This is a genomic window from Burkholderia sp. AU16741, from assembly GCF_002223345.1.
Lineage (GTDB): Bacteria > Pseudomonadota > Gammaproteobacteria > Burkholderiales > Burkholderiaceae > Burkholderia > Burkholderia sola.
In genome coordinates this window covers 231,850-253,904 of the sequence record NZ_NKEZ01000005.1, presented here as the reverse complement: position 1 = coordinate 253,904, position 22,055 = coordinate 231,850, and the positions used below count along the sequence as shown (strand labels likewise).

The 22,055-nt window shown below is 69.2% G+C and carries 21 protein-coding genes; 13 read left to right on the top strand and 8 right to left on the bottom strand.

Annotated elements, in window-relative coordinates; genetic code table 11:
* Window positions 1-14: 14 nt before the first annotated feature.
* Window positions 15-668 (bottom strand): hypothetical protein, encoded by a 654-nt coding sequence (locus CFB89_RS14360; RefSeq protein WP_089468442.1) that lies wholly within the window; start codon window positions 666-668, stop codon window positions 15-17.
* 543 nt (window positions 669-1,211) lie between these two features.
* On the opposite strand from CFB89_RS14360, the gene CFB89_RS14350 reads away from it, so the two are divergent.
* The 5 genes from CFB89_RS14350 (at window position 1,212) to CFB89_RS14330 (ending at window position 5,540) form a co-directional block, all read left to right on the top strand.
* A complete protein-coding gene (locus CFB89_RS14350) occupies window positions 1,212-1,496 on the top strand; it encodes a phosphopantetheine-binding protein (RefSeq protein WP_084044082.1) in 285 nt (94 codons plus the stop codon).
* A 124-nt stretch (window positions 1,497-1,620) separates the two neighbouring features.
* On the top strand, window positions 1,621-2,337 hold the full coding sequence (gene fabG, locus CFB89_RS14345) for a 3-oxoacyl-ACP reductase FabG (protein WP_089468441.1): 717 nt from the start codon (window positions 1,621-1,623) through the stop codon (window positions 2,335-2,337).
* 37 nt (window positions 2,338-2,374) lie between these two features.
* Window positions 2,375-3,667: an endoribonuclease L-PSP gene (locus CFB89_RS14340; protein ID WP_089468440.1), complete on the top strand. Its 1,293-nt coding sequence runs from the start codon at window positions 2,375-2,377 to the stop codon at window positions 3,665-3,667.
* 125 nt (window positions 3,668-3,792) lie between these two features.
* On the top strand, window positions 3,793-4,575 hold the full coding sequence (locus CFB89_RS14335) for a glycosyltransferase family 2 protein (RefSeq protein WP_089468439.1): 783 nt from the start codon (window positions 3,793-3,795) through the stop codon (window positions 4,573-4,575).
* 203 nt (window positions 4,576-4,778) lie between these two features.
* Window positions 4,779-5,540, top strand: a complete 762-nt coding sequence (locus CFB89_RS14330) for a M48 family metalloprotease (protein ID WP_089468438.1) — start codon at window positions 4,779-4,781, stop codon at window positions 5,538-5,540.
* Window positions 5,541-5,663: 123 nt separating this feature from the next.
* On the opposite strand, the gene CFB89_RS14325 is transcribed toward CFB89_RS14330, so the two are convergent.
* Genes CFB89_RS14325 through CFB89_RS14310 form a run of 4 tightly spaced genes read right to left on the bottom strand, consistent with a single transcriptional unit; the run spans window position 5,664 to window position 10,376 of the window.
* Window positions 5,664-7,364 (bottom strand): lactate permease LctP family transporter, encoded by a 1,701-nt coding sequence (locus tag CFB89_RS14325; RefSeq protein WP_089468792.1) that lies wholly within the window; start codon window positions 7,362-7,364, stop codon window positions 5,664-5,666.
* A 50-nt stretch (window positions 7,365-7,414) separates the two neighbouring features.
* Entirely contained in the window at window positions 7,415-8,860 is a 1,446-nt protein-coding gene (locus tag CFB89_RS14320) for a LutB/LldF family L-lactate oxidation iron-sulfur protein (RefSeq protein ID WP_089468437.1), read from the bottom strand.
* On the bottom strand, window positions 8,857-9,582 hold the full coding sequence (locus tag CFB89_RS14315; RefSeq protein ID WP_089468436.1) for a lactate utilization protein C: 726 nt from the start codon (window positions 9,580-9,582) through the stop codon (window positions 8,857-8,859). The genes CFB89_RS14320 and CFB89_RS14315 overlap by 4 nt, the downstream gene beginning before the upstream one ends.
* The gene (locus CFB89_RS14310; protein ID WP_089468435.1) at window positions 9,579-10,376 is read right to left on the bottom strand and encodes a (Fe-S)-binding protein; all 798 of its coding nucleotides are present in this window, start codon (window positions 10,374-10,376) and stop codon (window positions 9,579-9,581) included. The genes CFB89_RS14315 and CFB89_RS14310 overlap by 4 nt, the downstream gene beginning before the upstream one ends.
* Before the next feature lie 128 nt (window positions 10,377-10,504).
* On the opposite strand from CFB89_RS14310, the gene CFB89_RS14305 reads away from it, so the two are divergent.
* From CFB89_RS14305 to CFB89_RS14285, 5 genes are all read left to right on the top strand, one after another.
* The gene (locus tag CFB89_RS14305; RefSeq protein ID WP_089468434.1) at window positions 10,505-11,221 is read left to right on the top strand and encodes a FadR/GntR family transcriptional regulator; all 717 of its coding nucleotides are present in this window, start codon (window positions 10,505-10,507) and stop codon (window positions 11,219-11,221) included.
* A 214-nt stretch (window positions 11,222-11,435) separates the two neighbouring features.
* Window positions 11,436-13,058: a phospholipase D family protein gene (locus tag CFB89_RS14300; RefSeq protein WP_089468433.1), complete on the top strand. Its 1,623-nt coding sequence runs from the start codon at window positions 11,436-11,438 to the stop codon at window positions 13,056-13,058.
* A 244-nt stretch (window positions 13,059-13,302) separates the two neighbouring features.
* Window positions 13,303-14,076 carry a class II aldolase/adducin family protein gene (locus CFB89_RS14295; RefSeq protein ID WP_089468432.1) on the top strand — a complete coding sequence of 258 codons (774 nt, stop codon included), beginning with the start codon at window positions 13,303-13,305 and terminating at the stop codon, window positions 14,074-14,076.
* 328 nt (window positions 14,077-14,404) lie between these two features.
* Window positions 14,405-14,839, top strand: coding sequence for a CHRD domain-containing protein (locus CFB89_RS14290; protein ID WP_089468431.1), 435 nt, complete (start codon window positions 14,405-14,407; stop codon window positions 14,837-14,839).
* Window positions 14,840-14,928: 89 nt separating this feature from the next.
* Window positions 14,929-15,891: an alpha/beta hydrolase gene (locus CFB89_RS14285; RefSeq protein ID WP_089468430.1), complete on the top strand. Its 963-nt coding sequence runs from the start codon at window positions 14,929-14,931 to the stop codon at window positions 15,889-15,891.
* Here the strand turns inward: CFB89_RS14285 and CFB89_RS14280 are convergent.
* A complete protein-coding gene (locus tag CFB89_RS14280) occupies window positions 15,861-16,703 on the bottom strand; it encodes an EcsC family protein (protein WP_089468429.1) in 843 nt (280 codons plus the stop codon). The two genes, CFB89_RS14285 and CFB89_RS14280, sit on opposite strands and share 31 nt — an antisense overlap.
* 106 nt (window positions 16,704-16,809) lie before the next feature.
* On the opposite strand from CFB89_RS14280, the gene CFB89_RS14275 reads away from it, so the two are divergent.
* Both CFB89_RS14275 and CFB89_RS14270 read left to right on the top strand, forming a co-directional pair.
* Window positions 16,810-18,405, top strand: a complete 1,596-nt coding sequence (locus CFB89_RS14275; protein WP_089468428.1) for an MDR family MFS transporter — start codon at window positions 16,810-16,812, stop codon at window positions 18,403-18,405.
* A 54-nt stretch (window positions 18,406-18,459) separates the two neighbouring features.
* Window positions 18,460-18,906 carry a MarR family winged helix-turn-helix transcriptional regulator gene (locus CFB89_RS14270; protein WP_069620876.1) on the top strand — a complete coding sequence of 149 codons (447 nt, stop codon included), beginning with the start codon at window positions 18,460-18,462 and terminating at the stop codon, window positions 18,904-18,906.
* Between the two features lie 68 nt (window positions 18,907-18,974).
* Here the strand turns inward: CFB89_RS14270 and CFB89_RS14265 are convergent, their stop codons facing one another.
* Window positions 18,975-19,556, bottom strand: coding sequence for a DJ-1/PfpI family protein (locus CFB89_RS14265; RefSeq protein WP_089435629.1), 582 nt, complete (start codon window positions 19,554-19,556; stop codon window positions 18,975-18,977).
* Between the two features lie 159 nt (window positions 19,557-19,715).
* Window positions 19,716-20,996, bottom strand: coding sequence for an amino acid deaminase (locus CFB89_RS14260; RefSeq protein WP_089468427.1), 1,281 nt, complete (start codon window positions 20,994-20,996; stop codon window positions 19,716-19,718).
* Between the two features lie 119 nt (window positions 20,997-21,115).
* Between CFB89_RS14260 and CFB89_RS14255 the strand changes: the two genes are divergently transcribed.
* Window positions 21,116-22,054: a MurR/RpiR family transcriptional regulator gene (locus CFB89_RS14255; RefSeq protein ID WP_089468426.1), complete on the top strand. Its 939-nt coding sequence runs from the start codon at window positions 21,116-21,118 to the stop codon at window positions 22,052-22,054.
* Window position 22,055 lies beyond the last annotated feature (1 nt).

Below are 22,055 nucleotides of genomic sequence, written 5' to 3'. Positions count from 1 at the left end.
TGCCGGTCATGAATTCATCGCGAGCCCTGCGATGCGTGGGTCGACGCGCGATACGCGCGCACCGCGTCGACCATCCGCGGCCGCGGCTCGTGCGGCAGCGCGAAACGCCGGCACGCATGCTCGGCCGCGAACATCGCGGCGACGAGCGGCAGCGACAGATAGTTCGCGAAGGTCGACCACGTGACGATCGGCGCGGTCGCGAACAGCAGCGTCGACACGGCGGCGATCGCGACGAAGAACAGCGTCCACGCGAGCGTGATGCGCCGTGTGTAGCGCGCGACGGCCGGCGTGACCGTGCCGTGGATCATCGCCGCGAAGCGCGTGCACAGCGGGACCTGGCCGGCCACGAGCGTGCGGCCGAACAGCAGCGCCATCGCGACGTTGAAGCTCGCGTGCTCCAGATACAGGCCCCATTCGAAGTGCTGCGCGAGCGGCGCGCGCGCGGCCCACAGCGTGGCGGCGACCAGCAGCCAGGCCGGCACGAGCCACGCCCGCCGCGGCGAGCGCAGCGCCGCGCCGAGCGCGAGCAGCAGCGGCGGCACGAGCGCCATCGCGAGGCCGAAGCCGTGCGCGCCAGGCGTTGCGCTCGCGTAGTGCGCGCCGGCCTGGTAGGCGGCCACGACGCCGACCGCGGCGACACCCCGCGCGACGGGCAGCAGCCGGCTCATCGGCGGCCTCCGGCCGCGCGGCGCGCGCAGCGGTCGGCGGCCGTGCGGCAGCGGCGGACGGGCGGGCGAACCGGAACGGAGCGCAAGGGCGGATGCGGCATGGCTGGAAACATCGGGCGGATCGTGGGGGACGCGGGGCGGGCGTCAAACATCATATGAATGGTGGCCGGGACGCGGGTCCGGGCCGGTGGTCGGGCACGCTCATTTTAGGGCCGCGGCAGCGCGGTTCGGGGCCGCCGCGACCGGGTTTTGTAACCGATTGTATGGCACCGGACGAACGGTTTCGCGGGGTCGGTCCATTTCCATCCGAAGCGGCTCAAGCGTCTCGTGCATTCGCGTCCGAAACGGGCCGCGGCGATGGCTCGCCAGTCTTGTAACCATTCGCGGTATACGGCCCGATACCCTTCGTCTAGAATCCGCGTAACTTTTACAAACAATCCCCCAACGACGCAGGCGGGGAAGCCGGCAGACGCCGGAGGGACGGAGATTTCGCACGCGCCGGGCGTGCCCGACGGTTGCCGTTTCCGTGCACCTCCCGCTGCCATGGGCCGCCTGCACGCACCCATGATGAACGCACTGGAACAAGAGCTCGCCACGCTGATCATCGGCGAATTGAATCTCGAAGACGTCCCGCTCGACACAGTGACGGCCGATACTCCGCTGTATGGCGAAGGGTTCGGGCTCGACTCCATCGACATCCTGGAAATCGCGCTGCTGATTTCGAAGAAATACGGCTTCGAACTGCGCTCGGACAATCCGGACAACCAAAAGATCTTTGCGACGCTCGGGGCGCTCGCGGCCTATGTCGCCGCGCATCGCACGAAGTGACGGCGGCGCGCATGGGTGTAGCGCACGGGCGCGATGCAACGGTGAGGACGGCACGCGGCGGCGCTCGACGGACGGCGCGCGGCCGCATCGATCGAGGTGAGAACGCGATGAACGGAGCAATTCGATGCGGGCGCTCGTGACGGGCGGCAGCGGCGCACTCGGGCAGGCGATCTGCGCGGCGCTCGCGCAGGCCGGCCATGAAGTGTGGGTGCATGCGAACCGCCATCTCGCGCAGGCGGAGGCCGTCGCGCAGCAGATCGTCGCGGCCGGCGGCGCCGCGCACGCGATCGCGTTCGACGTGACCGACGCCGATGCGACGCTCGCCGTGCTGCAGCCGTTCATCGACGATGCGCCGGTGCAGATCCTCGTCAACAACGCGGGCATTCACGACGACGCGCCGATGGCCGGCATGTCGCGCCGGCAGTGGCACAGCGTGATCGACGTGACGCTCAACGGCTTTTTCAACGTCACGCAGCCGCTGCTGCTGCCGATGATCCGCACGCGGCGCGGACGGATCGTCAACATCGCGTCGGTGGCCGGCGTGACGGGCAATCGCGGGCAGGCCAACTACGCGGCCGCGAAGGCGGGGCTGATCGGCGCGACGAAGTCGCTGTCGCTGGAGCTCGCGTCGCGCGGCATCACCGTGAACGCGGTGGCGCCCGGCATCATCGCATCGCCGATGGCCGAACCGGCGTTTCCCGCCGAACGCATCAAGCAGCTCGTGCCCGCGCAGCGCGCGGGCCGGCCCGACGAAGTCGCGGCGATGGTCGCGTACCTGGTATCCGACGCCGCGGCCTATGTGACGGGGCAGGTGTTGTCCGTCAACGGCGGGCTCGCGTGACGAAGCGCGCCGCGTAGGCCTGACGTAACGCCACGCGGTGCAGTGCCGCGGGGTCGCGCGGCCTGCGCCGCATAGTGAGGAAATCGAAGTGTCCGTGCATCCAGTCGACGCCGAACGGCGCCCGAGTCCGCTGTTGCCCGCCGCCGTGCCGTTCGCGCACGGCGGCGAGCGCGCGCTGCGGCTCGTCCAGATGACCGATGCGCGGCTCGCCGCGCTGCTGCGCGACGCGCGCACGTGGGGCGACGGACTCGATCGCGTATTTTCCGGCGCGCTGGGCGCGGTGTGCATCGGCGCGGCGGGAGCACCGGACGCGTCGCGCGCCGACGCAATGGCGCGGAGGCTGACCGATGCTGCGCCCGGCCTGCCGGTCGCGCCGGTGCAGATGGCGCTGCTCGGCGCCGAGGTTGCACCGGGCGATGCCGTCTGCGAGCTTTGGCAATGCGATGCGCACGACCTGCGCAGCGCGCGGCGCGGTGCGCTGCACTACCGCTACAGTGAAGCGGCGGGGCTCGTGTTCGGCAGCCTCGTCGTGCACGAGACGGACGCGCCGCACGACGCGCCGCACGACGGCGGCACGCCGCTCGAACGCGCGACGTTCGAGGCGTACCGCGCGCTGTTCGACCTGCTCGATACGCTCGGCATGCCGCATCCGCTGCGGATCTGGAACACCGTGCCGGCGATCAATGCGGTGCAGGGCGGGATCGAGCGCTATCGTCAGTTCAATATCGGCCGTCAGCGTGCGTTCGATGCGTGCCGACGCGCGCTCACGGGCAGTGTGCCGGCCGCGTGCGCGCTCGGCTCGGTCGTGCCGGTCGCAGGCGATGCGTCGCCGGCCGCGCCGCTCGCGATTCATTTCCTCGCGAGCCGCACGCCGGCCGATTCCATCGAGAACCCGCGCCAGGTCAGCGCGTATCACTATCCGGCGCAGTACGGCCCGCGTGCGCCGACGTTCGCGCGCGCCGCCGCTTGGGCCGAGGGGAAGGCGGCGCCGGTGCTGTTCGTATCGGGCACCGCGAGCATCGTCGGGCACCGTACCGTCCATCGCGGCGACGTCGTCGCGCAGACGCGCGAGACGGTCGCGAACCTCGCGGCGGTGCTCGAGCAGGCCGCGCGGCAGGGGCACGGCCCGTTCTCGCTCGCCGACCTGAGCTATCGCGTCTATGTGCGCGACGCCGGCGATATCGCGGCGCTGGCCGCGATCGAGCGCGTGCTGCGCGACGCGGCCGGGCCTCATGTGCGGCCGCTGTTCGTGCATGCGGACGTGTGTCGCGACGACCTGCTGGTCGAGATCGAGGCCAGCGCCGGTCATGCGATGGCGTGGCTGTCATGAAGCGCGAGAGCCTCACGATCGGCCCGCCGGTCCGGCCTGCGGCCGGCGTCGACGACGCGTGCCGGCGTTCGTCGGCGAGTCATACACTTTTGTCAGGATCCCCGTCTTCACCATCGGCTGTTCCCATGTCCAAGCTGCACGCGTCGTCCACCCATCTCGTCCTGATTCCGAGCTACAACCCGGGCACCAAGGTCGACACGACCGTGCGCCAGGCCCGCGCGCGGTGGAATCCGGTGTGGGTCGTCGTCGACGGCAGCACCGACGGCAGCGCCGAACGGCTGCAGGCAATGGCCGAGTGCGATCCCGGCCTGCGCGTGATCGTGCTGCCGGAGAATCGCGGCAAGGGCGCCGCGGTGCTCGCGGGGCTCGACGCGGCGGCCGCGGGCGGCTTCACGCACGTGCTGACGATGGATTCCGACGGCCAGCATCCGGCCGACCTGATTCCCGCTTTCATGGCGGCGTCGCAGGCCGCGCCCGACGCGATGGTGCTCGGCGTGCCGAAGTTCGACGCGAGCGCGCCGCAGTTGCGCGTGCAGGGGCGCCGGCTGTCGAACGCGTGGGCCGACCTCGAGACGCTGTGGGCCGGGATCGGCGATTCGCTGTACGGCTTTCGCGTGTATCCGGTCGCGCCGCTGGCGGCGATCATGCGGCGCCAGCCGTGGATGCGCGGCTTCGACTTCGATCCCGAAGCGGCCGTGCGGCTGTGCTGGGCGGGCGTGCGCCCGATCCGCATCGATGCGCCGGTGCGCTATTTCGGCCGCCACGAAGGCGGCGTGTCGCATTTTCACTACGGCCGCGACAACGCGCTGCTCGCGTGGATGCACCTGCGCCTGTTCACCGGCTTCGCGATGCGGCTGCCGATGCTCGTCGCCCGCCGCCTGACGCGGCGCCGCGACCAGGCGGCCTGAGCGACGGCCCGTCCGCTGGCCGCCCCGGTCGCCGTGCCGGGTGCGGCGATTGCCGCGCCTTTCGTCGTCAATGCGGGGCCGGATCGCCGCGTCGTTTCAATCCACTGAGTAATGAACGTGTCATTCGCTGTAAACAACTGGTAATTTTCTGCCGGATTATGCAAAATCGCCGCTCCCAAATACAACTATCGAGGGATTCCGGGATGCAACTCAAGAAAGCGGTGGCGGCATGTGGCGTGGCGTTTCTGTTGAGCGCGTGCGGCGGGGTGCAGAGCCTTGACGCGAACAGCCTGACGTCGGCGGGGACCAACCTGTACAAGGCAGCGACGCTGTCGGACAGCGACATCGCCGCGCTGTCGAACGAGTCGTGCAAGTCGAGCGACGCCGAATCGAAGATCGCGCCGGCGAACAGCGCCTACGCGAAGCGCCTGACGAAGGTGATGAAGGGCTTCGGCGACATGACGCTGAACGGCCAGAAGATCAACTACAAGGTCTACATGACCAAGGACGTCAACGCGTGGGCGATGGGCAACGGCTGCGTGCGCGTGTACAGTGGCCTGATGGACATGATGAACGACGACGAGCTGCGCGGCGTGATCGGCCATGAAATGGGCCACGTCGCACTCGGCCACTCGAAGAAGGCGATGCAGACGGCGTACGCGGTCAGCGCGGCGCGCAGCGCGGCCGGCGCGGCATCGCCGGGCGTGGCGGCGCTGTCGAGCTCGCAGCTGGGCGACATCACCGAGAAGTTCATCAACGCGCAGTTCTCGCAGTCGCAGGAAAGCGCGGCCGACGACTACTCGTTCGACCTGATGAAGCAGAAGGGCATGAGCCAGAAGGGCCTCGTCACCGGCTTCCAGAAGCTCGCGCAGATGGACGGCGGCCAGAGCTCGATGATGAGCTCGCACCCGTCGTCGGCGAGCCGTGCGCAGCACATCCAGGATCGCATCGCGAAGGGCAGTTGATTCCGCGGCTGATCGCGTAGTGGGTCGCCGGCCGTCGACGCCGGCGATCGGCATGCGACATGAAAAACCCCACGCTCGTTGTTCGGGCGTGGGGTTTTGTTTTGGGCCGTGCCTGCATGCCGCTTACGGCACCATTCCCGGCAGCAGGTACGCCTGCACGAGCGTGATCAGCCCGACGATCACCGCGAACAGCAGGCTGTGCCGCACCGTGAAGCGGAACAGCTCCGATTCCTTGCCGACGAGGCCCGTCGCCGCGCACGCGACCGCGATCGATTGCGGCGAGATCATCTTCGCGGTCACGCCACCCGTCGTGTTCGCGGCGACCGCGAGCGTTTCGGGCACGCCGAGCTGATGGGCGGTGGCCTGCTGCAGCGAGCAGAACAACGCGTTCGACGACGTGTCCGAGCCGGTCAGGAACACGCCGAGCCAGCCGAGGAACGGCGAGAAGAACGGGAACGCGCCGCCGGTCGCGGCCAGCATCAGCGCGAGCGTCGACGACATCCCCGAGTAGTTCGCGACGAACGCGAACGCGAGCACGAGGCCGATCGACAGGATCGGGCGCGTCAGTTCCTTCAGCGTCTCGCCGAACGTGACGAGCGCGTCGCGCGGCTTCATCCGCAACAGCGCCATCGAGATCAGCGCGGTCACGAGGATCGCGCTGCCGACCGCCGACACGAGATCGATCTTCAGCACCGCGTCGAGCGCCTTCGGCGTCGCGGCGATCGGCGCGGTCTTCACGACGAGCTGGTCGAGCCCGGCCACGTGAAACTTCAGCACGGTCGACGCGAGCGCGCCGTGCGCGGCGAACAGCGCCTTGAACGGCGCGATGCTCCACACGGTGACGACGGCCGTCAGGATCAGGAACGGCGACCATGCGCGCACGGTCTGCGCGAGCGTGTACGGCGACGCCTGGCGGCTCGCGCCCGCCCCGTTGCCGCCCGCGCCGAAGCCGGCGAGCGCCGCGCCGCCGCCGGACGCGACGATTCCGCCTGCCGTCTGCTTCGCGCTGCTCGGCTGCCAGACCTTCAGGAACGCGGCGAGCGACACGAGGCTCACGAGCGACGACGTGATGTCCGGCAGCTCGGGCCCGATGTGGTTCGACGTGAAGTACTGCGTGAGGGCGAAGCTGCCGCCCGCGACGAGCGCGGCCGGCCACGTCTGCCGTACGCCGCGCAGCCCGTCCATCATGAACACGAGCCAGAACGGCACCGCGAGCGACAGCAGCGGCAGTTGACGGCCGGCCATCGCGCCGATGTGGAACGCGTCGATGCCCGTCACCTGCCCGGCGACGATGATCGGGATGCCCATCGCGCCGAACGCGACCGGCGCGGTGTTGGCAATGAGACACAGTCCGGCCGCATGCAGCGGCTTGAAGCCGAGGCCGACGAGCAGCGCGGCCGTGATCGCGACGGGCGCGCCGAAGCCGGCCGCGCCTTCGAGGAACGCACCGAACGAGAAGCCGATCAGCAGCATCTGCAGCCGCTGGTCGTCGGTGATCGACAGCACCGACGCGCGGATGATGTCGAACTGGCCGGTCTTCACGACGATCTTGTACAGGAACACCGCCGCGACGATGATCCACGCGATCGGCCACAAGCCGTACGCGAAGCCGAAGCCGGCCGCCGCGAGCGCTTGCGGCACGGGCATGCCGTACGCGACGATCGCGACGCCGAGCGCCAGCAGCAGCGTGATCGCGGCGGCGACGTGGCCCTTCATCCGCAGCACGGCGAGCGCGACGAAAAAGAAGATGATCGGAATCGCGGCGACGAGCGCCGACAGCCCGAGGCTGCCGAGCGGGGTGTAGATCTGGTGCCAAACCTGCATGGTGGTCTCCTCCATGGATTTATCGGGGTACGGGTTTGAAAGCGGATGCGCTATTCGGGCTGGCCGCGGGCGCGCAGCAGGTCGGACAGGCTGCGCGGCGCCGGTTCGAGCGGCGTGCGGTGCTGCGTCCAGCCCAGTTGTTTCGCGGGCGTGAGCGCGCGCAGGCGCGTCGCGGCCCAGCGGAATGCGCGGTACGCGCGCGGATGCGCGAACGCGCCCGACCAGAAGCGCCACACGAGTTCTTCCGTGCGGTCGTAGGTCGCGCCCTGGCCGCGCAACGGATGCGCGACCGGTTCGTCGGGCTTGCGGTTCGCTTCGGTGCGCAGCCGCACGAGCAATTGCGGGATCGGGATGCGCACCGGGCACACCTCGCCGCATGCGCCGCACAGCGTCGACGCGGTCGGCAGGTCGGCCGTCGCGTCGAGGCCCAGCAGGTGCGGCGAGATGATCTTGCCGATCGGGCCCGGGTAGGTCGTGCCGTACGCGTGGCCGCCGATGCGCGTATAGACGGGGCAGTGATTCATGCACGCGCCGCAACGGATGCATTGCAGCGTCGCGCGCAACTGTTCGTCCGCGTACGCCTGCGTGCGGCCGTTGTCGAGCAGCACGAGATGCAGCTCGCGCGGGCCGTCGCGTTCGCCGTCGCGGCGCGGGCCGGAGATCAGGTTGAAGTAGGTCGTGATCGCCTGGCCGGTGGCCGAGCGCGTGAGCAGGCTCGACAGCGGCACGATGTGCTCGAGCTTCTCGACCACCTTCTCGATCCCCATGATCGCCACGTGCGTGTCGGGCACCGTCGTCGACAGGCGGCCGTTGCCTTCGTTCTCGACGAGCCACAGCGTGCCCGTGTCGGTCGCCGCGAAGTTGACGCCGGACAGGCCGATGTCCGCTTCCGCGAACGCGCGGCGCAGCGCGCGCCGGCCGGTCTGGATCAGTTCGTCGACGTCTTCCGTGTAGCGCGTGCCGGGCAGGTGCGCCTCGAACAGTTCGGCGATGTCGGCGCGCGTCTTGTGGATCGCCGGCATCACGATGTGCGACGGCTTCTCGCCCGCGAGCTGCACGATGAATTCGCCCATGTCGGATTCGATGCAGTCGACCCCGTGCTCCGCGAGGTAATGGTTCAGCTCGATTTCCTCGCTCGCCATCGACTTGCCCTTGATCACGCGGCGCGCCTTCTTCGCCTGCGCGATGCCGAGCACGATCGCGTTCGCGTCGGCGGCCGTCTCGGCCCAGTGCACGTGCACGCCGGCTGCGGTGAGCTTCGTCTCCAGCCGTTCGAGCAGCGCGGGCAGTTGCGCGAGCGCGTGCTGCCGGACGGCTTCGCCGAGATCGCGCAGGTGCTGCAGCTCGGTGTCGTCGGGGAATTGCGTCGCGCGCTTGCCTTGCAGGAAGTCCATCGCGCCGCGAAAGCTGCGGCGCAGCGCCGGATCGTCGAGCGCGGCGCGCGCACGGGTCTTGAAGTCGCCGGGGGCGACGAATTGCAGCGTGTGGTCGCTCATCGCGGTAGCTCCTCGCAAGCGGGGGCGGCCGACGGCGCGGCCGAATCGGTGACGATCACGACCCACAGGCGGCGCGGGCCGTGCGCGCCATAGGCGAGCGTCTGCTGGATGTCGGACGTCTTCGACGGGCCCGATACCAGCACGAGGTTGGTCGGCATGCCGGCTGGCCAGCGCTCGGCCTGCACGGCGGCGTGCAGGTCCGCATGCAGCGTGCTCGCATGCACGAGCGCGACGTGCAGCGGCGGCACCAGCGACACCGTGCGCGGCGTGCCGGCATCGGGCGCAAGCACCAGCGTGCCGGTCGCCGCGATGCCCGAGCGTGCGACGGTGAAGCCCGCGTCGATCGTGTCGAACAGTTCGGTTTTCCAGGCGTCGATCGGCCGGTCGAACGGCACCGGCGCGACCGGTTCGGGCAGCGCGCGGGCGAGCGCCGCGGATTCGGCGCGGGCCGGGTCGAGCAGCAGGCGGCGCACGCCGGCATCGGCCAGACGTGCGGCGAGCTGCGCGGGCCATGCGTCGGCGCTCGCGCACCAGACTTCGGCATGCGACGCGGCGAGCGCCGTCTGCATCGCCTGCACGCGTGCATCCAGGGCGGGGCCGGCCAAAGCACGGCGCGTGTCGTAATGCGCGTCGATGCGTGCATCGAGCGCGGGCGCGGCGTTCGTCGCGACGCCCGGTGCGGCGGCGCGCAGTCGCGCGAGGATCGCGTCGCGTGCGCTCATTGCGAATCTCCGCGCAACGAGCCGGCGCCGGCCGTGCGGCGCCACAGGAAGCTCGCGAGATGCTCGACGGGCAGCGCCGCGCCGGCCTTGGCCGCGGCGTGTCCGATGTTCAGCAGGCAGCCGCAGTCTGCGGACACGAGCCGGTCGCAACCGGTCGCGCAGGCCGACGCGACCTTGTCGCGCACCATCGCGCCGGAGATGTCCGGATGCTTCAGCGAGAACGTGCCGCCGAAGCCGCAGCATTCGGACTCGCGTTCGTGTTCGATGCGCGTCACGCCCGGCAGCGCGTCGACCAGCGCGACGCCGTGCACGCGCGTGCCCATCTCGCGCCGTGCCGCGCACGACGTGTGCAGTACGACGCGTTCGCCGGGGCCGGCGTCGGCCACCACCGCGTCGAGCTGCACGTCGAGCACGTGGACGAGGAATTCGGCGAGTTCGTAGGTCCGCTCCGCGATCGCGCGCGCTTTCGGGCCGTGAACGGGATCGTCGGCGAACAGCGCCGGCCAATGGTGCCGGATCATGCCCGCGCACGAACCGGACGGCACGATCACCGGCCACGGTTGCGCGAACAGGTCGAGCTGCGCGGCCGCGACGCGGCGCGCTTCGTCGGGATTGCCGCTGCTGTAGGCCGGCTGCCCGCAACAGCTCTGGCCGCGCGGATAGTGGACGGTCAGCCCCTCGCGTTCCAGCAGGCGGACCGCGTCGAGCCCCGCTTCGGGGACGAACAGGTCGACCAGGCAGGTCGCGAACAGATAGACGTGCGCGGGGGCGGTGGGGTACGGCCGTGGGTTCATGTCTCGCTCCAGAGGCGACGGTCCGGCGTGCGGAGCGTCGATTTCGCTGCATAATTGCCGCGTCCGCGCCGCAGCTCAAATTGGTTGGGCCAATCGGCGCGGCACGCATTCCGCGGGGAGACGCGACGATGGCGGCGATGACGGCACGGGGCCGGACCGAAGTGGTGATGCGCAAGATCGAGACGGCGCTGCTCGACGGCACGTGGCCGGCCGGCGCGCGGCTGCCGGCCGAGCGCGTGCTCGCGCTGCAGTACGGCGTCGCGCGCAATACGGTGCGCGAGGCGACCCAGCGGCTCGTCGCGCGCGGGCTGCTGCAGAGCCGGCGCGGCGCGGGCGTCTACGTGACCGACCAGTTGCGCGCCGGCATCGCGTCGCCATGGGGCCAACTGGTCGCCGATCATCCGGCGCTGCGCGACGACATCCTCGAATTCCGCCGCGTGCTGGAAGGCGCGACCGCCTATTTCGCCGCGCTGCGGGCCGATGCGAACGACCGGCGCCGGATTCGCGCGCTGCTGCGCGAGCTCGAAACCGCGCACGCGAACGATGACGCGGCCGTCGAAGCCGCGACCGATGCGAAATTGCACGAGGCGATCGCGCTCGCGTCGCACAACACGATGTTCCTGCATCTGCATACGAGCGTGATCGGGATGTTGCGCGAGCACATTTCGATCAACGTGGCTGGGATGACGATGGGGGACGAGCAGGCATCCGAGTTGCTCCTGTTGCAGCACCGGGTGGTATGCGACGCGATTTGCGCGCACCGCCCCGAGGAGGCGCGCACCGCGATGCAGACGCATATCGACTACGTGCGCAGCCATTTCGAGCGCAGCGGCGACGCGTCGTGAGATTGGTCGGACCAGTGGCTGCAATGGCTTGCGCGGCGGCCGTCGCGGACGAGACGCCGCGCCGCACGGCGCGCGTGGCGGTTGCTCGGCGCGGCATGCGGCCCCGCCTAATTGACCGGTTCGTCGGGCGCCCACTAGAATCGACCGCAACCGCCTGTCAGCCGCGCGCCGCGGCGATGACGTGCCCATTGATCCGACTGTCGAGGAAGCTTTCGTGCTCACGTCCCTGATCCGGCGCGCACCGGCCGTGCCGCCGTGGCGCGCCGCATGCCGCCAGGCCCGCGCGCTGGTCGTCTGCGCACTGCTGCCGCTCGCCGCGTGCGCGACGCATCCGCCTGCCACCTCGCTCGATCGCCCCGTCTCCCACGCGTTGCCGGCCGATACCGCGACACCGCTGCGCGACGCACTGGCCGCGCCGGAAGCCGCGCATCCGGGACAGTCGGGCTTCCGGCTGCTGGCCGACGGCGCCACCGCACTGCAGATGCGCATCGCGCTCGCGCGGGCGGCGACGAAGACGCTCGACATGCAGTACTACATCGCGACCGAGGACACGACCGGCAAGCTGCTGCTCGGCGCGGCGCTGTACGCGGCCGATCGCGGCGTGCGCGTGCGGATGCTGGTCGACGACCTGAACTTCGACGATATCGATCGCGTGATGGCTGCGCTCAATACGCACCGGAACATCGAGATCCGCGTGTTCAACCCGTTCGGCGCGTCGCAGCGCGGGGTGGTCGAGCGCACGGCCAACTTCTTCACGCGGATCGACAGCTTCACGCGCCGGATGCACAACAAGGCGATGATCACGGACAACCAGCTCGCGATCGTCGGCGGCCGCAATCTCGGCGACGAATATTTCAGTGCGAGCCCGACGCTCCAGTTCCGCGATCTCGACGTGCTGGCGGCCGGCCCCGTGACCCACGACATCTCGAAGAGCTTCGACGACTACTGGGCGAGCGCGAGCAGCTATCCGTTGCGCGTGCTCAATCATCAGAAGTTCGATCCTAAGGATCTCGACGCGATGCGCGACGAGCTGCGCGAGCACTGGCGCAAGAACGCCGATCCGTACAACGCGAAGCCGCTGAACGCGACGCCGCTCGCCCGGCAGATCGCGCGCGCCGAACTCGAACTCGTGTGGGCGCCGGCCGAATTCAAGGTCGATGCGCCGACCAAGGTCGCGCGGCCGACCGGCACGTACGTGAGCCCGCCGATGCAGCGCCTGGCCGAGCTGACGCGCGGCGCGCAGAAGGAATTCCTCGCGTTTTCGCCGTACTTCGTGCCGCACGACGCCGGCGTGAAGATCCTCGGCGACACGGCCGCGCGCGGCGTGCGCGTCGCGATCGTCACGAATTCGCTCGCGGCGACCGACGCGGTCGCGGTGCAGGCCGGCTATGCACCATACCGCGTGCCGTTGCTGCAGCGCGGCGTCGAGCTGTACGAATTCAAATCGCAGCCGGACCAGCAGCCCGCGCGGCTGTTCGGGTCGCGCTCGCGCGCGAGCCTGCATGCGAAAGCGTACGTGATCGACCGGCAAATCCTCGTGATCGGCTCGCTGAACCTCGACCCGCGTTCCGCGTACCTGAACACCGAGCTCGCGCTCGTGATCCACAGCCCGGTGCTCGCGCAGCAGGCCGCGGCGATCTTCGCGCGCGTGACGCAGCCGGACGAAAGCTACCGCGTGACGCTCGCCAAGCGGGCCGACGGCAGCCCGCCCGCGCTCGAATGGACGGGCACCGACGACGGTCAGACCACCACCTATCACGTCGACCCGCATGCGGGACTGCTGCGCAACGTAATGACCGGCATCTTCACGCTGCTGCCGGTCGACGACCAGTTGTAAGGGCGGGAACAGCTCCGGCGAAACCCGCGATACCGGTGCGCGGCGAAAGGTGATATGGTTGTGCGCGCAACGATATGCCTATCGTGAAGGGCGCCGGCGGAGCGCTCGCGCAATGCGGGCCGGAACGACGCGCCGCACATGCGGCGCATACGCGGCGCATGCATCGCTTGCGGCGCCGGCAGGCGATGGACGATGCGCAGCGCCGCTCGCCGCTCGCCGCTCGCCGCCACAACCGGAGTTCCCCATGCAACGTGTACCGAACCAGCCGTTCACGCGCCCCGCGCGCTTCTCCGAAGCCGAATGGCAGGCGCGGGTGCAACTCGCGGCCGCCTACCGGATCTTCGATCATCTCGGCTGGACCGAGCTGATCTACAACCATATCTCGCTGCGCGTGCCGGGCGAGGATGGCCATTTCCTGATCAATCCGTTCGGGCTCCATTACCGCGAGGTGTGCGCGTCGAACCTCGTGAAGATCGACATCGACGGCAACGTGATCGGCCATTCCGACTGGCCGATCAATCCGGCCGGCTTCACGTTCCACAGCGCGATCCATGCGGCGCTGCCCGATGCGCACTGCGTGATGCACGTGCACACCACGCCGACGATGGCCGTATGCTGCTCGCGCGACGGGCTGTCGTTCTCGAATTTCTATTCGGCGCAGTTGTACGGGAAGATCGCGTATCACGACTTCGAAGGCATCACCGTGCATCTCGAGGAAGGCCGGCGCATCGTCGACAGCGCGGGCGGGCGCCCCGTGCTGCTGCTGCGCAACCACGGGCCCGTGACGATCGGCGCGACGCTCGCGCAGACGTTTGCGCTGATGTGGCTCCTCAACCGTGCATGCGAGGTACAGGTCGCGACGCATGCGATCGGCGATGCGCTGCCGATTGCGCCGCCCGTGCTCGAAGGGTGCGTGCGCGATTCGCTGAATTTCGATCCGAAGCATGGCGCGGGGCAGGACGCGTTCGACGCGCTGCAGCGGATCGTCGACCGGATCGATCCGGGTTACCGCGCGTGACGCGCGGCGCATGCAAAAAAAACGCGGCCGGGTGGCCGCGTGAATACTCGCAGACTCCTTCGGACGAAGGAAACAAGCAACTGTGGAACGAAGTGTAGCGAAACGCCGCGCCTGGATTCAGCCATCAGGCTGCAAAGGTCTGTTCCAGACTGACGCAGACCGGGGCGAGCGGCGTCGCGCCGGATCGTCGGCCACGGCGGCGCGCCGACGGGCGGGGCGGCGATTCGCGGCATGGCCGTTCGGCGGACTGCCGGCGCGACGGCGATCGACTACCATCATGCGTAGCGCCCCCGTTCCGGCGGCGTACCACGTCGTACAAGGAGACTCCATGCTCAAGCTGCGTTTGCTCCAGGTTGCGTTGTTGGCGGGCGTGCTGGCCGCCGGCAGCGCCGCTGCCGAAACGGTGCGCCTGTCCGCCAGTCTGCAGCCGTCGAGCGAAGTGCCGCCGACGGCGACCCAGGGCTCGGGCGCCGTCGACGCCACTTACGATACGGCCACCCATACGCTGCAGTGGACGGTCACTTATGCGCACCTCACCGGGCCGGCCACGGCCGCGCATTTCCACGGGCCCGCGCCGGTCGGCCAGAACGCCGGCGTGCAGGTGCCGATTCCGAAGGACGAGCTGGCGAGCCCCATCAAGGGTTCGAAGGCGCTCACCGACGAGCAGGTCACCGACCTGATGGGCGGCAAGTGGTACTTCAACATCCATACGAAGGAGCACCCGGCCGGCGAGATCCGCGGCCAGATGATGCCGGCGAACTGAGCGCCGGCGTTTGATGTAGAGGCACTTGTCGAGCGACGCGGGAGCGTTCGCCCGTACCATCGTCACATTCTGATGACGGAGTGCGTCCGATGAGTTGGCAAAGCAAGTTCGCCTGCTGGCTGCTGCGCTGGCAGTTTCGTCCGGAAACCACGCGCGAGGTGCTCGACCCCGCGCGTGCCCGGCGCTTTACCGACCTGCGGATGATCGTGCCGCGCCGCCCGCCGTCGGGCTACCGGCTGCGCCAGTGCTACGGCCCGGGCGACGCACCGCTGCGCGGCGAATGGCTCGAGCGCGCCGACTCGGGCGCCGCGCGCGGGCCCGGCCGCACGCTGCTGTATTTCCATGGCGGCGGCTACTACTTCTGTTCGACGAAAACCCACCGCCCGCTGGTGTTCGGGCTGACGAAGCGCGCGGGCGTGCGTTCCTTCTCGCTCGACTACCGGCTCGCGCCCGAAAACCGCTTCCCGGCCGCACTCGACGATGCGCTCGCCGCGTACCACGAACTGCTGGCGCTCGGCACGCCGCCCGAGTCGATCGTGTTCGGCGGCGATTCGGCGGGCGGCGGCCTCGCACTCGCGACGCTCGTCGCGCTGCGCGACCGCGGCGAGCCGCTGCCGGCCGGCGCGATCCTGTTCTCGCCGTGGACGGACCTCGCCGGCACCGGCGACACGATGCGCGGCAACGACGGCCGCGATCCGATGTTCGCGGCCGCGGCGCTGCCGAAGGCCGCGAAGCTGTATCTCGGCGACGCGCCGGCGACGCATCCGTACGCATCGCCGCTCTACGCGGATTTCACGGGCCTGCCGCCGCTATACATCCAGGTCGGCAGCACCGAGGTGCTGCTCGACGATTCGCGCCGCGTCGCCGAGAAGGCGAAGGCGGCCGGCGTTCAGGTGGACATCGACGTGTGGCCCGACATGCCGCACGTGTGGCAGTTGTACGCGCCCATGGTGCCGGAAGCACGCGACGCGCTCGACCGCGCGGCCGCGTTCGTGCGCCGCGTCGCGGTCGAGCGCGCGGTTCAGCGTGCGGGCGAGGCGTCGATCGCCTGATAGGCGGCCTTGACGGCCACCGAACCGTACTTGCGTTCGAGCCGGCGCACGGTGAAGTGGCCGTGCGCCATCTGCTGGAAGTGGTCGATGAACAGCGTGTTGACGGTCGCGCCGAGCACGGCGCCGATCGCCGGGATCGACTTCGCGGCCATCTGCTCGGTCACTTGCACCGAGAAGCGCGACGCCACCGTCTGCACGAGCTTGAACACGGCCGCCGAGCTGTGCGCGGCGATGCCTTTGGCCGTGATGTCCGACGACGCCTTCGAGATCGCCTGCGCGAGCGCGCCGCGCAGCACGAAATAGCCGAGATCGGCGTCCTCCTCCTGCTTGTCCGGGTTGCCGCCCATGCCGAGCACGGCCAGGCATTGCAGCTGCGTATCGACCGACGTCAGGTCCTCGCCTTCGCTGCGCGCGATGTCGCATACCGAGCGGAAGATCAGCGTGGTCGTCACCGGCAGCTCGACCGGCAGCGCGAGAAAGCCGAACGCGCCGCCCGCCGCGCCGGTCGTCGCGACCGCGAGCTTGTGCAGCAGGTTGCTCGGCTTCTCGGGTTCGGCGTCCGGCGCCTGCGGCTTGCCCAGCGTGCGCAGCGCGATGTTCAGGCACTTGCGCAGCGCGAGCTGGGTCGCATCGTTGATCTTGCCGGTCGCGAAGTCCGGCAGCCGCGCGATCATTTTCTCGACCGGCGCGCCGAGCACACCCGTCAGCTTCATCGTCAGCGACGGGCTTTCCAGCACCTGCTTCGCGCGGCGCAGCGCGTCCCGATCGTCGGCCGACAGCGCCGTCGCGGGGGTGATTGAAATCGGTTCCATCTTTCTCCTTGGCGTGAACGGGCGCTGAACCCTCGCCAGCCTAGATTACTCCGGCATGCTAGAATTTTGAGATTATTTGACCCGGCAAAAGTTGCGTCGACAAAAAATGGCCGTTCATACTGCCGCCCACCATTCGAGCGGGCAAGTCCTGCCGTTCCGCGAATCGCTGCTCGCGATGATCGGGATCTCGTTCGTCACCATGCTGGTCGCGCTGGACCAGACGGTCGTCGGCACCGCGCTGCCGACCATCGTCGCCGAACTCCGCGGTTTCGACCTGTACGCGTGGGTCGCGACCTCGTACCTGCTCAGTTCCGTGATCACGGTGCCGATTTTCGGCCGCCTCGGCGACTATTACGGCCGCAAGCCTTTCGTGATCGTGTCGATCGTCGTGTTCACCGGCGCATCGGTGCTGTGCGGAATGGCCAACGACATGCTGACCCTCGTGCTCGCGCGCGGGCTGCAGGGGATCGGCGGCGGGATGCTGGTCGGCACCGCGTTCGCATGCATTCCCGACCTGTTTCCGGATTCCGTCGTGCGGCTGCGCTGGCAGGTGCTGATGAGCTCCGCGTTCGGCATCGCGAACGCGGTCGGGCCGTCGCTCGGCGGCTTCCTGACCCAGTCGTTCGGCTGGCGTTCGGTGTTCTACGTGAACCTGCCGATCGGCATCCTGTCGTTGATCTTCGTGTGGCGCTACCTGCCGCACCTGCGCCACGTCGCGCACGATCGCAAGATGCGGCTCGACTGGCCGGGCGCGCTCCTGATCGCGCTGTCGCTCGGCGCGCTGCAGCTGTTCGTCGAATGGCTGCCGAAGTACGGCGTCGCGAGCTGGGCGTCGCTGCTGCTCGTCGTCGCGGTCGCGGCGGGCCTCGGCCTGTGGCACTGGGAGAAGCGCTGCGCGCAGCCGATTCTGCCGTTCGACATGTTCGGCAATCGCGCGCTGTCCGCGCTGTTCGTACTCGCGATCCTCGCCGGGTTCTCGATGTTCTCGCTGCTGTTCTACGCGCCGCTGCTGTTCCAGGGCGGCTTCGGGATGTCGCCGAAGGAGGCCGGGCTCGTGATCACGCCGCTCGTCGTGTTCATCACGATCGGCAGCATCATGAACGGCCGCGTCGTCACGCGCATTCGCAACCCGAACACGATGCTGCACGTCGGCTTCGTGCTGTTCGCCATCGCGTGCGCGGGCATCGTCGTGTCGACCCACACGACGCCCGCGTGGGGGCTGATGGCGCTGATGGTCGCGGGCGGCATCGGGCTCGGCTTCGTGCTGCCGAACCTCACCGTGTTCGCGCAGCAGACGGCCGGCCGCGAGCACCTCGGCATCGCGACCGCGCTGCTGCAGTCGCTGCGGATGGTCGGCGGGATGCTCGGCACCGCGCTCACGGGCACGCTCGTCAATCAGATGTATTCGAGCGGCGTGCGCAGCGCGCTGTCCGCCGATCAGGCGATGCAGTGGCACGCGCGGCTCGCCGATCCGCAGATCCTGATCGATCGCGCGGCGCAGGGCGGCCTTGTCGCGGAGTTGACGCGTGCCGGGCATAATGGCGCGCTGCTGCTGGAGGCGGCCCGCGAATCGCTGGTCGGCGCGATTCACCTGGGCGTCGCGATGGCGGCCGTCGTCGCCGTGGTGTCGGTGTGGCAGTGCCGCCGCGTGCCGCCGATCGCGCTGCGGCGCAAGATCGAACCGCACGTCGCGGCCGATTGACCGATCGGGCGAGCGATTCGACGACTCAACGATTCACCGGAACGAAATCAGCGCATGGAAGAACAGGACCGCGTCGCGATCTTGCAGCAATTCGGACGCACGTATCGCGCCTTCATGACCGCGTTCGAGGCGCACGTCGGGCAGCCGATGCCGCGCTGGCGCATCATGGTCGCGCTGCATACGATGGACGGGCATGCGTCGCAGAAGAAGCTCGTCGAAGTGCTGCGCATCGATCCGGGCGCGCTCACGCGCCAGTTGAAGTCGCTCGACGCGCTCGGCTGGATCGAACGCGAATCGGACGCGCGCGACAACCGCGTGACCAACGTCACGCTGACGGACGCAGGCCGCGCCGCGTTCGACGCATGCCTGCCGCGCCGCAAGGCGTTTCTCGAACAGACGATGGCGCAGTTGCCGGACGACGTGCTCAATGCACTGTCGGGTGCGCTCGCGATGCTGGAATCGCGGATCGCGGACGTCGGGTCGACGCCGGTCGCGCGTTGATCCGCGGAGCCGGGCGGCACGTCCGTGCCGCCGGCCATCGCTTCATTTCATTCCGATGGGACGCAGCTTTACAGCTCGATGCGCGTGCCGAGCAGCGCGAGGAACTGCGCGAGCCACGCCGGATGCGCGGGCCATGCGGGCGCGGTGACGAACGGTGCGTCGGTCACGGCCGCGTCGACCGGGATGTCCGCGTATTCGCCGCCCGCGAGCTTCACCTCCGGCGCGCAGGCCGGGTACGCCGAAATGCGTTTTCCGCGGATCACGTCGGCGGCCGCGAGCAGTTGCGCCGCATGGCAGATCGCCGCGATCGGCTTGCCGGCTTCGGCGAACTCGCGCACGAGCGAAATCACCTTCGGATCGAGTCGCAGATATTCGGGCGCCCGGCCGCCCGCGATCGCGAGCGCGTCGTAGCGTGCCGCATCGACGTCGTCGAATGCCGCGTTCAGCGTGAAGTGGTGGCCGGGCTTCTCGGTATAGGTCTGGTCGCCCTCGAAATCGTGGATCGCGGTCTTGATCTTGTCGCCCGCGCGCTTGCCCGGGCAGACTGCATCGACGTGGTGGCCGACGGCCTGCAGCGCCTGGAACGGCACCATCGTTTCGTAGTCTTCGGCGAAATCGCCGGTCAGGAACAGGATCTTCTTCGCGGCCATGGCTTTCTCCAGTGAAGCGGCGTTGAAGGCCCGCTCGCGCCGTGCATGACGGCCGCGACGGGCCCCGAGGACGAAAGCGCAGTGTACTCCCGCAGATTGAAGCGCGCGTGACGGCCGCCCCGCGTGCGCAGCCGGGCGGCGTCGCGCGCCGGGCGCGCGTCAGAAGAAGGTTTCGACGACTTCCGTCACGCGGAACTGCGGATCGAGCACGAGCACCTGGCGCCACTTGTCGAACGTCAGGCACGGGTGCGAGATGTCGAACGCGACCATGTCGCCGACCTTCACGTCCGCGCCCGGCGGGATCTGCAGGTACGCGTGCTGGTCCATCATCCCGGTGACGGCCCAGCCTTCGGCGGCGACGACGTCGCGCGGCGCGGTGTCGCGGCCCGGGCGGAAGTGGCGCGCCGGCTCGGGCAGGCCCGCATCGAACGCCGCATCGCGCTTGCCGAGCGCGACGATTGCGCGATCGGCTTCCGGCACCGACTGCACGTACGCCCACAGCTGCAGCGCCGGCAGCAGCCCTTCGCCCATCGAACGGGCGATCGGGTTGCGCGCGAACACGTCGGTCTGCGCCTTCTTGTAAATGCCGACGTCGTGCGTCAGGTAGCAGCCCGGACGCAGCACGACTTCCGCGAAGCCCGCGTCGGACGCCTTCCTGAATTCCTCCGCGACCACGTCGTACCACGCCGAACCGGCGCCGGACAGGATCGCCGGCGTGCGCGCGAAGCGGCCGGCTTCGGCCAGCTCGCGCGTGAGCGCGACCGCCTGTTGCAGGAACGCGCGGATCTCGCCTTCCTCTTTCAGCACGCCTTCATAGAGTTCGATGCCGGCCAGCTTCAGCGTGTCCGGATAGCGCGCGATCGCGGCCAGCACGGCCTCGCGCTGCGCGGCATCGCGCACGCCCGCGCGGCCGCCCGGCACGCCGAGTTCGATCAGCACGTTCAGCGATTTCTTCGCGTCGCCGAAGAAGCGGCCGAGCTGGTCGACGCTTTCCGCGGAATCGACGAGACAGAAGAATTCGAAATCGGGATCGGACAGCAGCCCCGCGATGATCGTCATGTTCTGGCGGCCGACCAACTGGTTCGCGAGCAGCACGCGCCGCACGCCGCCGTGATACGCGGCCTGCGTCTGGTGCGCGGTCGCGAGCGTGATGCCCCACGCGCCGGCGTCGAGCTGGCGGCGGAACAACTGCGGCGCCATCGTCGTCTTGCCGTGCGGCGCGAACTTGACGCCGTATTTCTGCACGAACGCCTGCATCCAGTTCAGGTTGTGCTCGACGCGATCCTCGTAAAGCACGGCGGCCGGCAGGCTGACGTCTTCCGCGAGCAGGTTCCATTCGAGCCGGCCCGCGTCGCCGAGCGGCACGCTCGCGCTCGGCACATTGCCCAGACCCTTGCCGAACGGATCGATCGTCGCTTCCTGATAGTTTGTAACTTTCATGTCATCCCGCTCCATCATCACTATGCATTGCACTGAAGTTGACATGCAGATGGTACAGAAAGTAGCATCGGCGCGGTGATGTTATTTAATAACATCAGGCTTCATACCCTTTTCCGTCGATGAACACGCCCGCTTCCCCGCCCACTCCGCTCGCCGCCGAGCCTTATCCGGCTCAGGTCGCCCCGCCGGTCCTCGACATCGTCGCGCGGATCGCCGAGTGCGCGCCCGAGCTGCGCGAGGCCGAGCGCAAGGTCGCCGCGTTCATCCTCGCCGATCTGGCGCGCGCCGCGCATGCGAGCATCGGCGCGCTCGCGCGCGACGCGGAGGTCAGCGTCGCGACGGTCACGCGTTTCGCGAAGGCCGTCGGCTGCCGCGACGTGCGCGAACTGAAGGTGCTCGTCGCGCAGGCGGCGGCGGTCGGCCAGCGCTTTCTGGTGCCGTCCGACGACGCGCCGGCCGACGACGCGAACCCTGCGTCGATGGTCTACGACGAGATCCGCGTGGCGCTCGCGCACAACCACCAGCTGTTGCGCAACACGTCGTTCGACGCGGCGGCCGACCTGCTCGCCGGCGCGAAGATGACCTACGTGTACGGGCAGGGCGGCGGCTCGACCGCGCTGGCCGACGAGTTGCGCTTCCGGCTCGTGCGCTTCGGCCGGCCGGTCGCGAGCTACCAGGACAGCTTGTTGCAGCGGATGGTGGCCGCGACGCTGTCGAGCGATACCGTCGTCGTCGCGTTGTCGGTGAGCGGGCGCGTGCCCGAGCTGCTCGAAAGCTGTCGGCTCGCGAAGCGCTATGGCGCGAAGCTGATCGCGATCACCGCGCCGGCGTCGCCGCTCGCGAAGCTCGCCGACCACCTGATTCCCGTCGTCGCGTTCGAAACCGATTTCATCTACAAGCCGTCGACGTCGCGCTACGCGATGATGATGGCGATCGACGTGCTCGTCACCGGCGTCGCGTTGCGGCTCGGCGATGCGGGCCGGGAATCGCTGCGCCGCATCAAACACGCGCTCGATGCGCACCGTGGCGGCGGAGACCGTCAACCGGTAGGAGACTGAC

Excerpts from the sequence above, each read along its gene's own strand:
- CFB89_RS14290 (WP_089468431.1), top strand. The coding sequence starts at position 14,405 with ATGCTCAAGCTGCGTTTGCTCCAGGTTGCGTTGTTGGCGGGCGTGCTG.
- CFB89_RS14350 (WP_084044082.1), top strand. The coding sequence starts at position 1,212 with ATGGGCCGCCTGCACGCACCCATGATGAACGCACTGGAACAAGAGCTC.
- CFB89_RS14305 (WP_089468434.1), top strand. The coding sequence starts at position 10,505 with ATGGCGGCGATGACGGCACGGGGCCGGACCGAAGTGGTGATGCGCAAG.
- CFB89_RS14360 (WP_089468442.1), bottom strand. The coding sequence starts at position 668 with ATGAGCCGGCTGCTGCCCGTCGCGCGGGGTGTCGCCGCGGTCGGCGTC.
- CFB89_RS14285 (WP_089468430.1), top strand. The coding sequence starts at position 14,929 with ATGAGTTGGCAAAGCAAGTTCGCCTGCTGGCTGCTGCGCTGGCAGTTT.
- CFB89_RS14280 (WP_089468429.1), bottom strand. The coding sequence starts at position 16,703 with ATGGAACCGATTTCAATCACCCCCGCGACGGCGCTGTCGGCCGACGAT.
- CFB89_RS14325 (WP_089468792.1), bottom strand. The coding sequence starts at position 7,364 with ATGCAGGTTTGGCACCAGATCTACACCCCGCTCGGCAGCCTCGGGCTG.
- CFB89_RS14330 (WP_089468438.1), top strand. The coding sequence starts at position 4,779 with ATGCAACTCAAGAAAGCGGTGGCGGCATGTGGCGTGGCGTTTCTGTTG.
- CFB89_RS14275 (WP_089468428.1), top strand. The coding sequence starts at position 16,810 with ATGGCCGTTCATACTGCCGCCCACCATTCGAGCGGGCAAGTCCTGCCG.
- CFB89_RS14310 (WP_089468435.1), bottom strand. The coding sequence starts at position 10,376 with ATGAACCCACGGCCGTACCCCACCGCCCCCGCGCACGTCTATCTGTTC.
- CFB89_RS14320 (WP_089468437.1), bottom strand. The coding sequence starts at position 8,860 with ATGAGCGACCACACGCTGCAATTCGTCGCCCCCGGCGACTTCAAGACC.
- CFB89_RS14260 (WP_089468427.1), bottom strand. The coding sequence starts at position 20,996 with ATGAAAGTTACAAACTATCAGGAAGCGACGATCGATCCGTTCGGCAAG.
- CFB89_RS14255 (WP_089468426.1), top strand. The coding sequence starts at position 21,116 with ATGAACACGCCCGCTTCCCCGCCCACTCCGCTCGCCGCCGAGCCTTAT.
- CFB89_RS14295 (WP_089468432.1), top strand. The coding sequence starts at position 13,303 with ATGCAACGTGTACCGAACCAGCCGTTCACGCGCCCCGCGCGCTTCTCC.
- CFB89_RS14270 (WP_069620876.1), top strand. The coding sequence starts at position 18,460 with ATGGAAGAACAGGACCGCGTCGCGATCTTGCAGCAATTCGGACGCACG.
- CFB89_RS14335 (WP_089468439.1), top strand. The coding sequence starts at position 3,793 with ATGTCCAAGCTGCACGCGTCGTCCACCCATCTCGTCCTGATTCCGAGC.
- CFB89_RS14265 (WP_089435629.1), bottom strand. The coding sequence starts at position 19,556 with ATGGCCGCGAAGAAGATCCTGTTCCTGACCGGCGATTTCGCCGAAGAC.
- fabG (WP_089468441.1), top strand. The coding sequence starts at position 1,621 with ATGCGGGCGCTCGTGACGGGCGGCAGCGGCGCACTCGGGCAGGCGATC.
- CFB89_RS14315 (WP_089468436.1), bottom strand. The coding sequence starts at position 9,582 with ATGAGCGCACGCGACGCGATCCTCGCGCGACTGCGCGCCGCCGCACCG.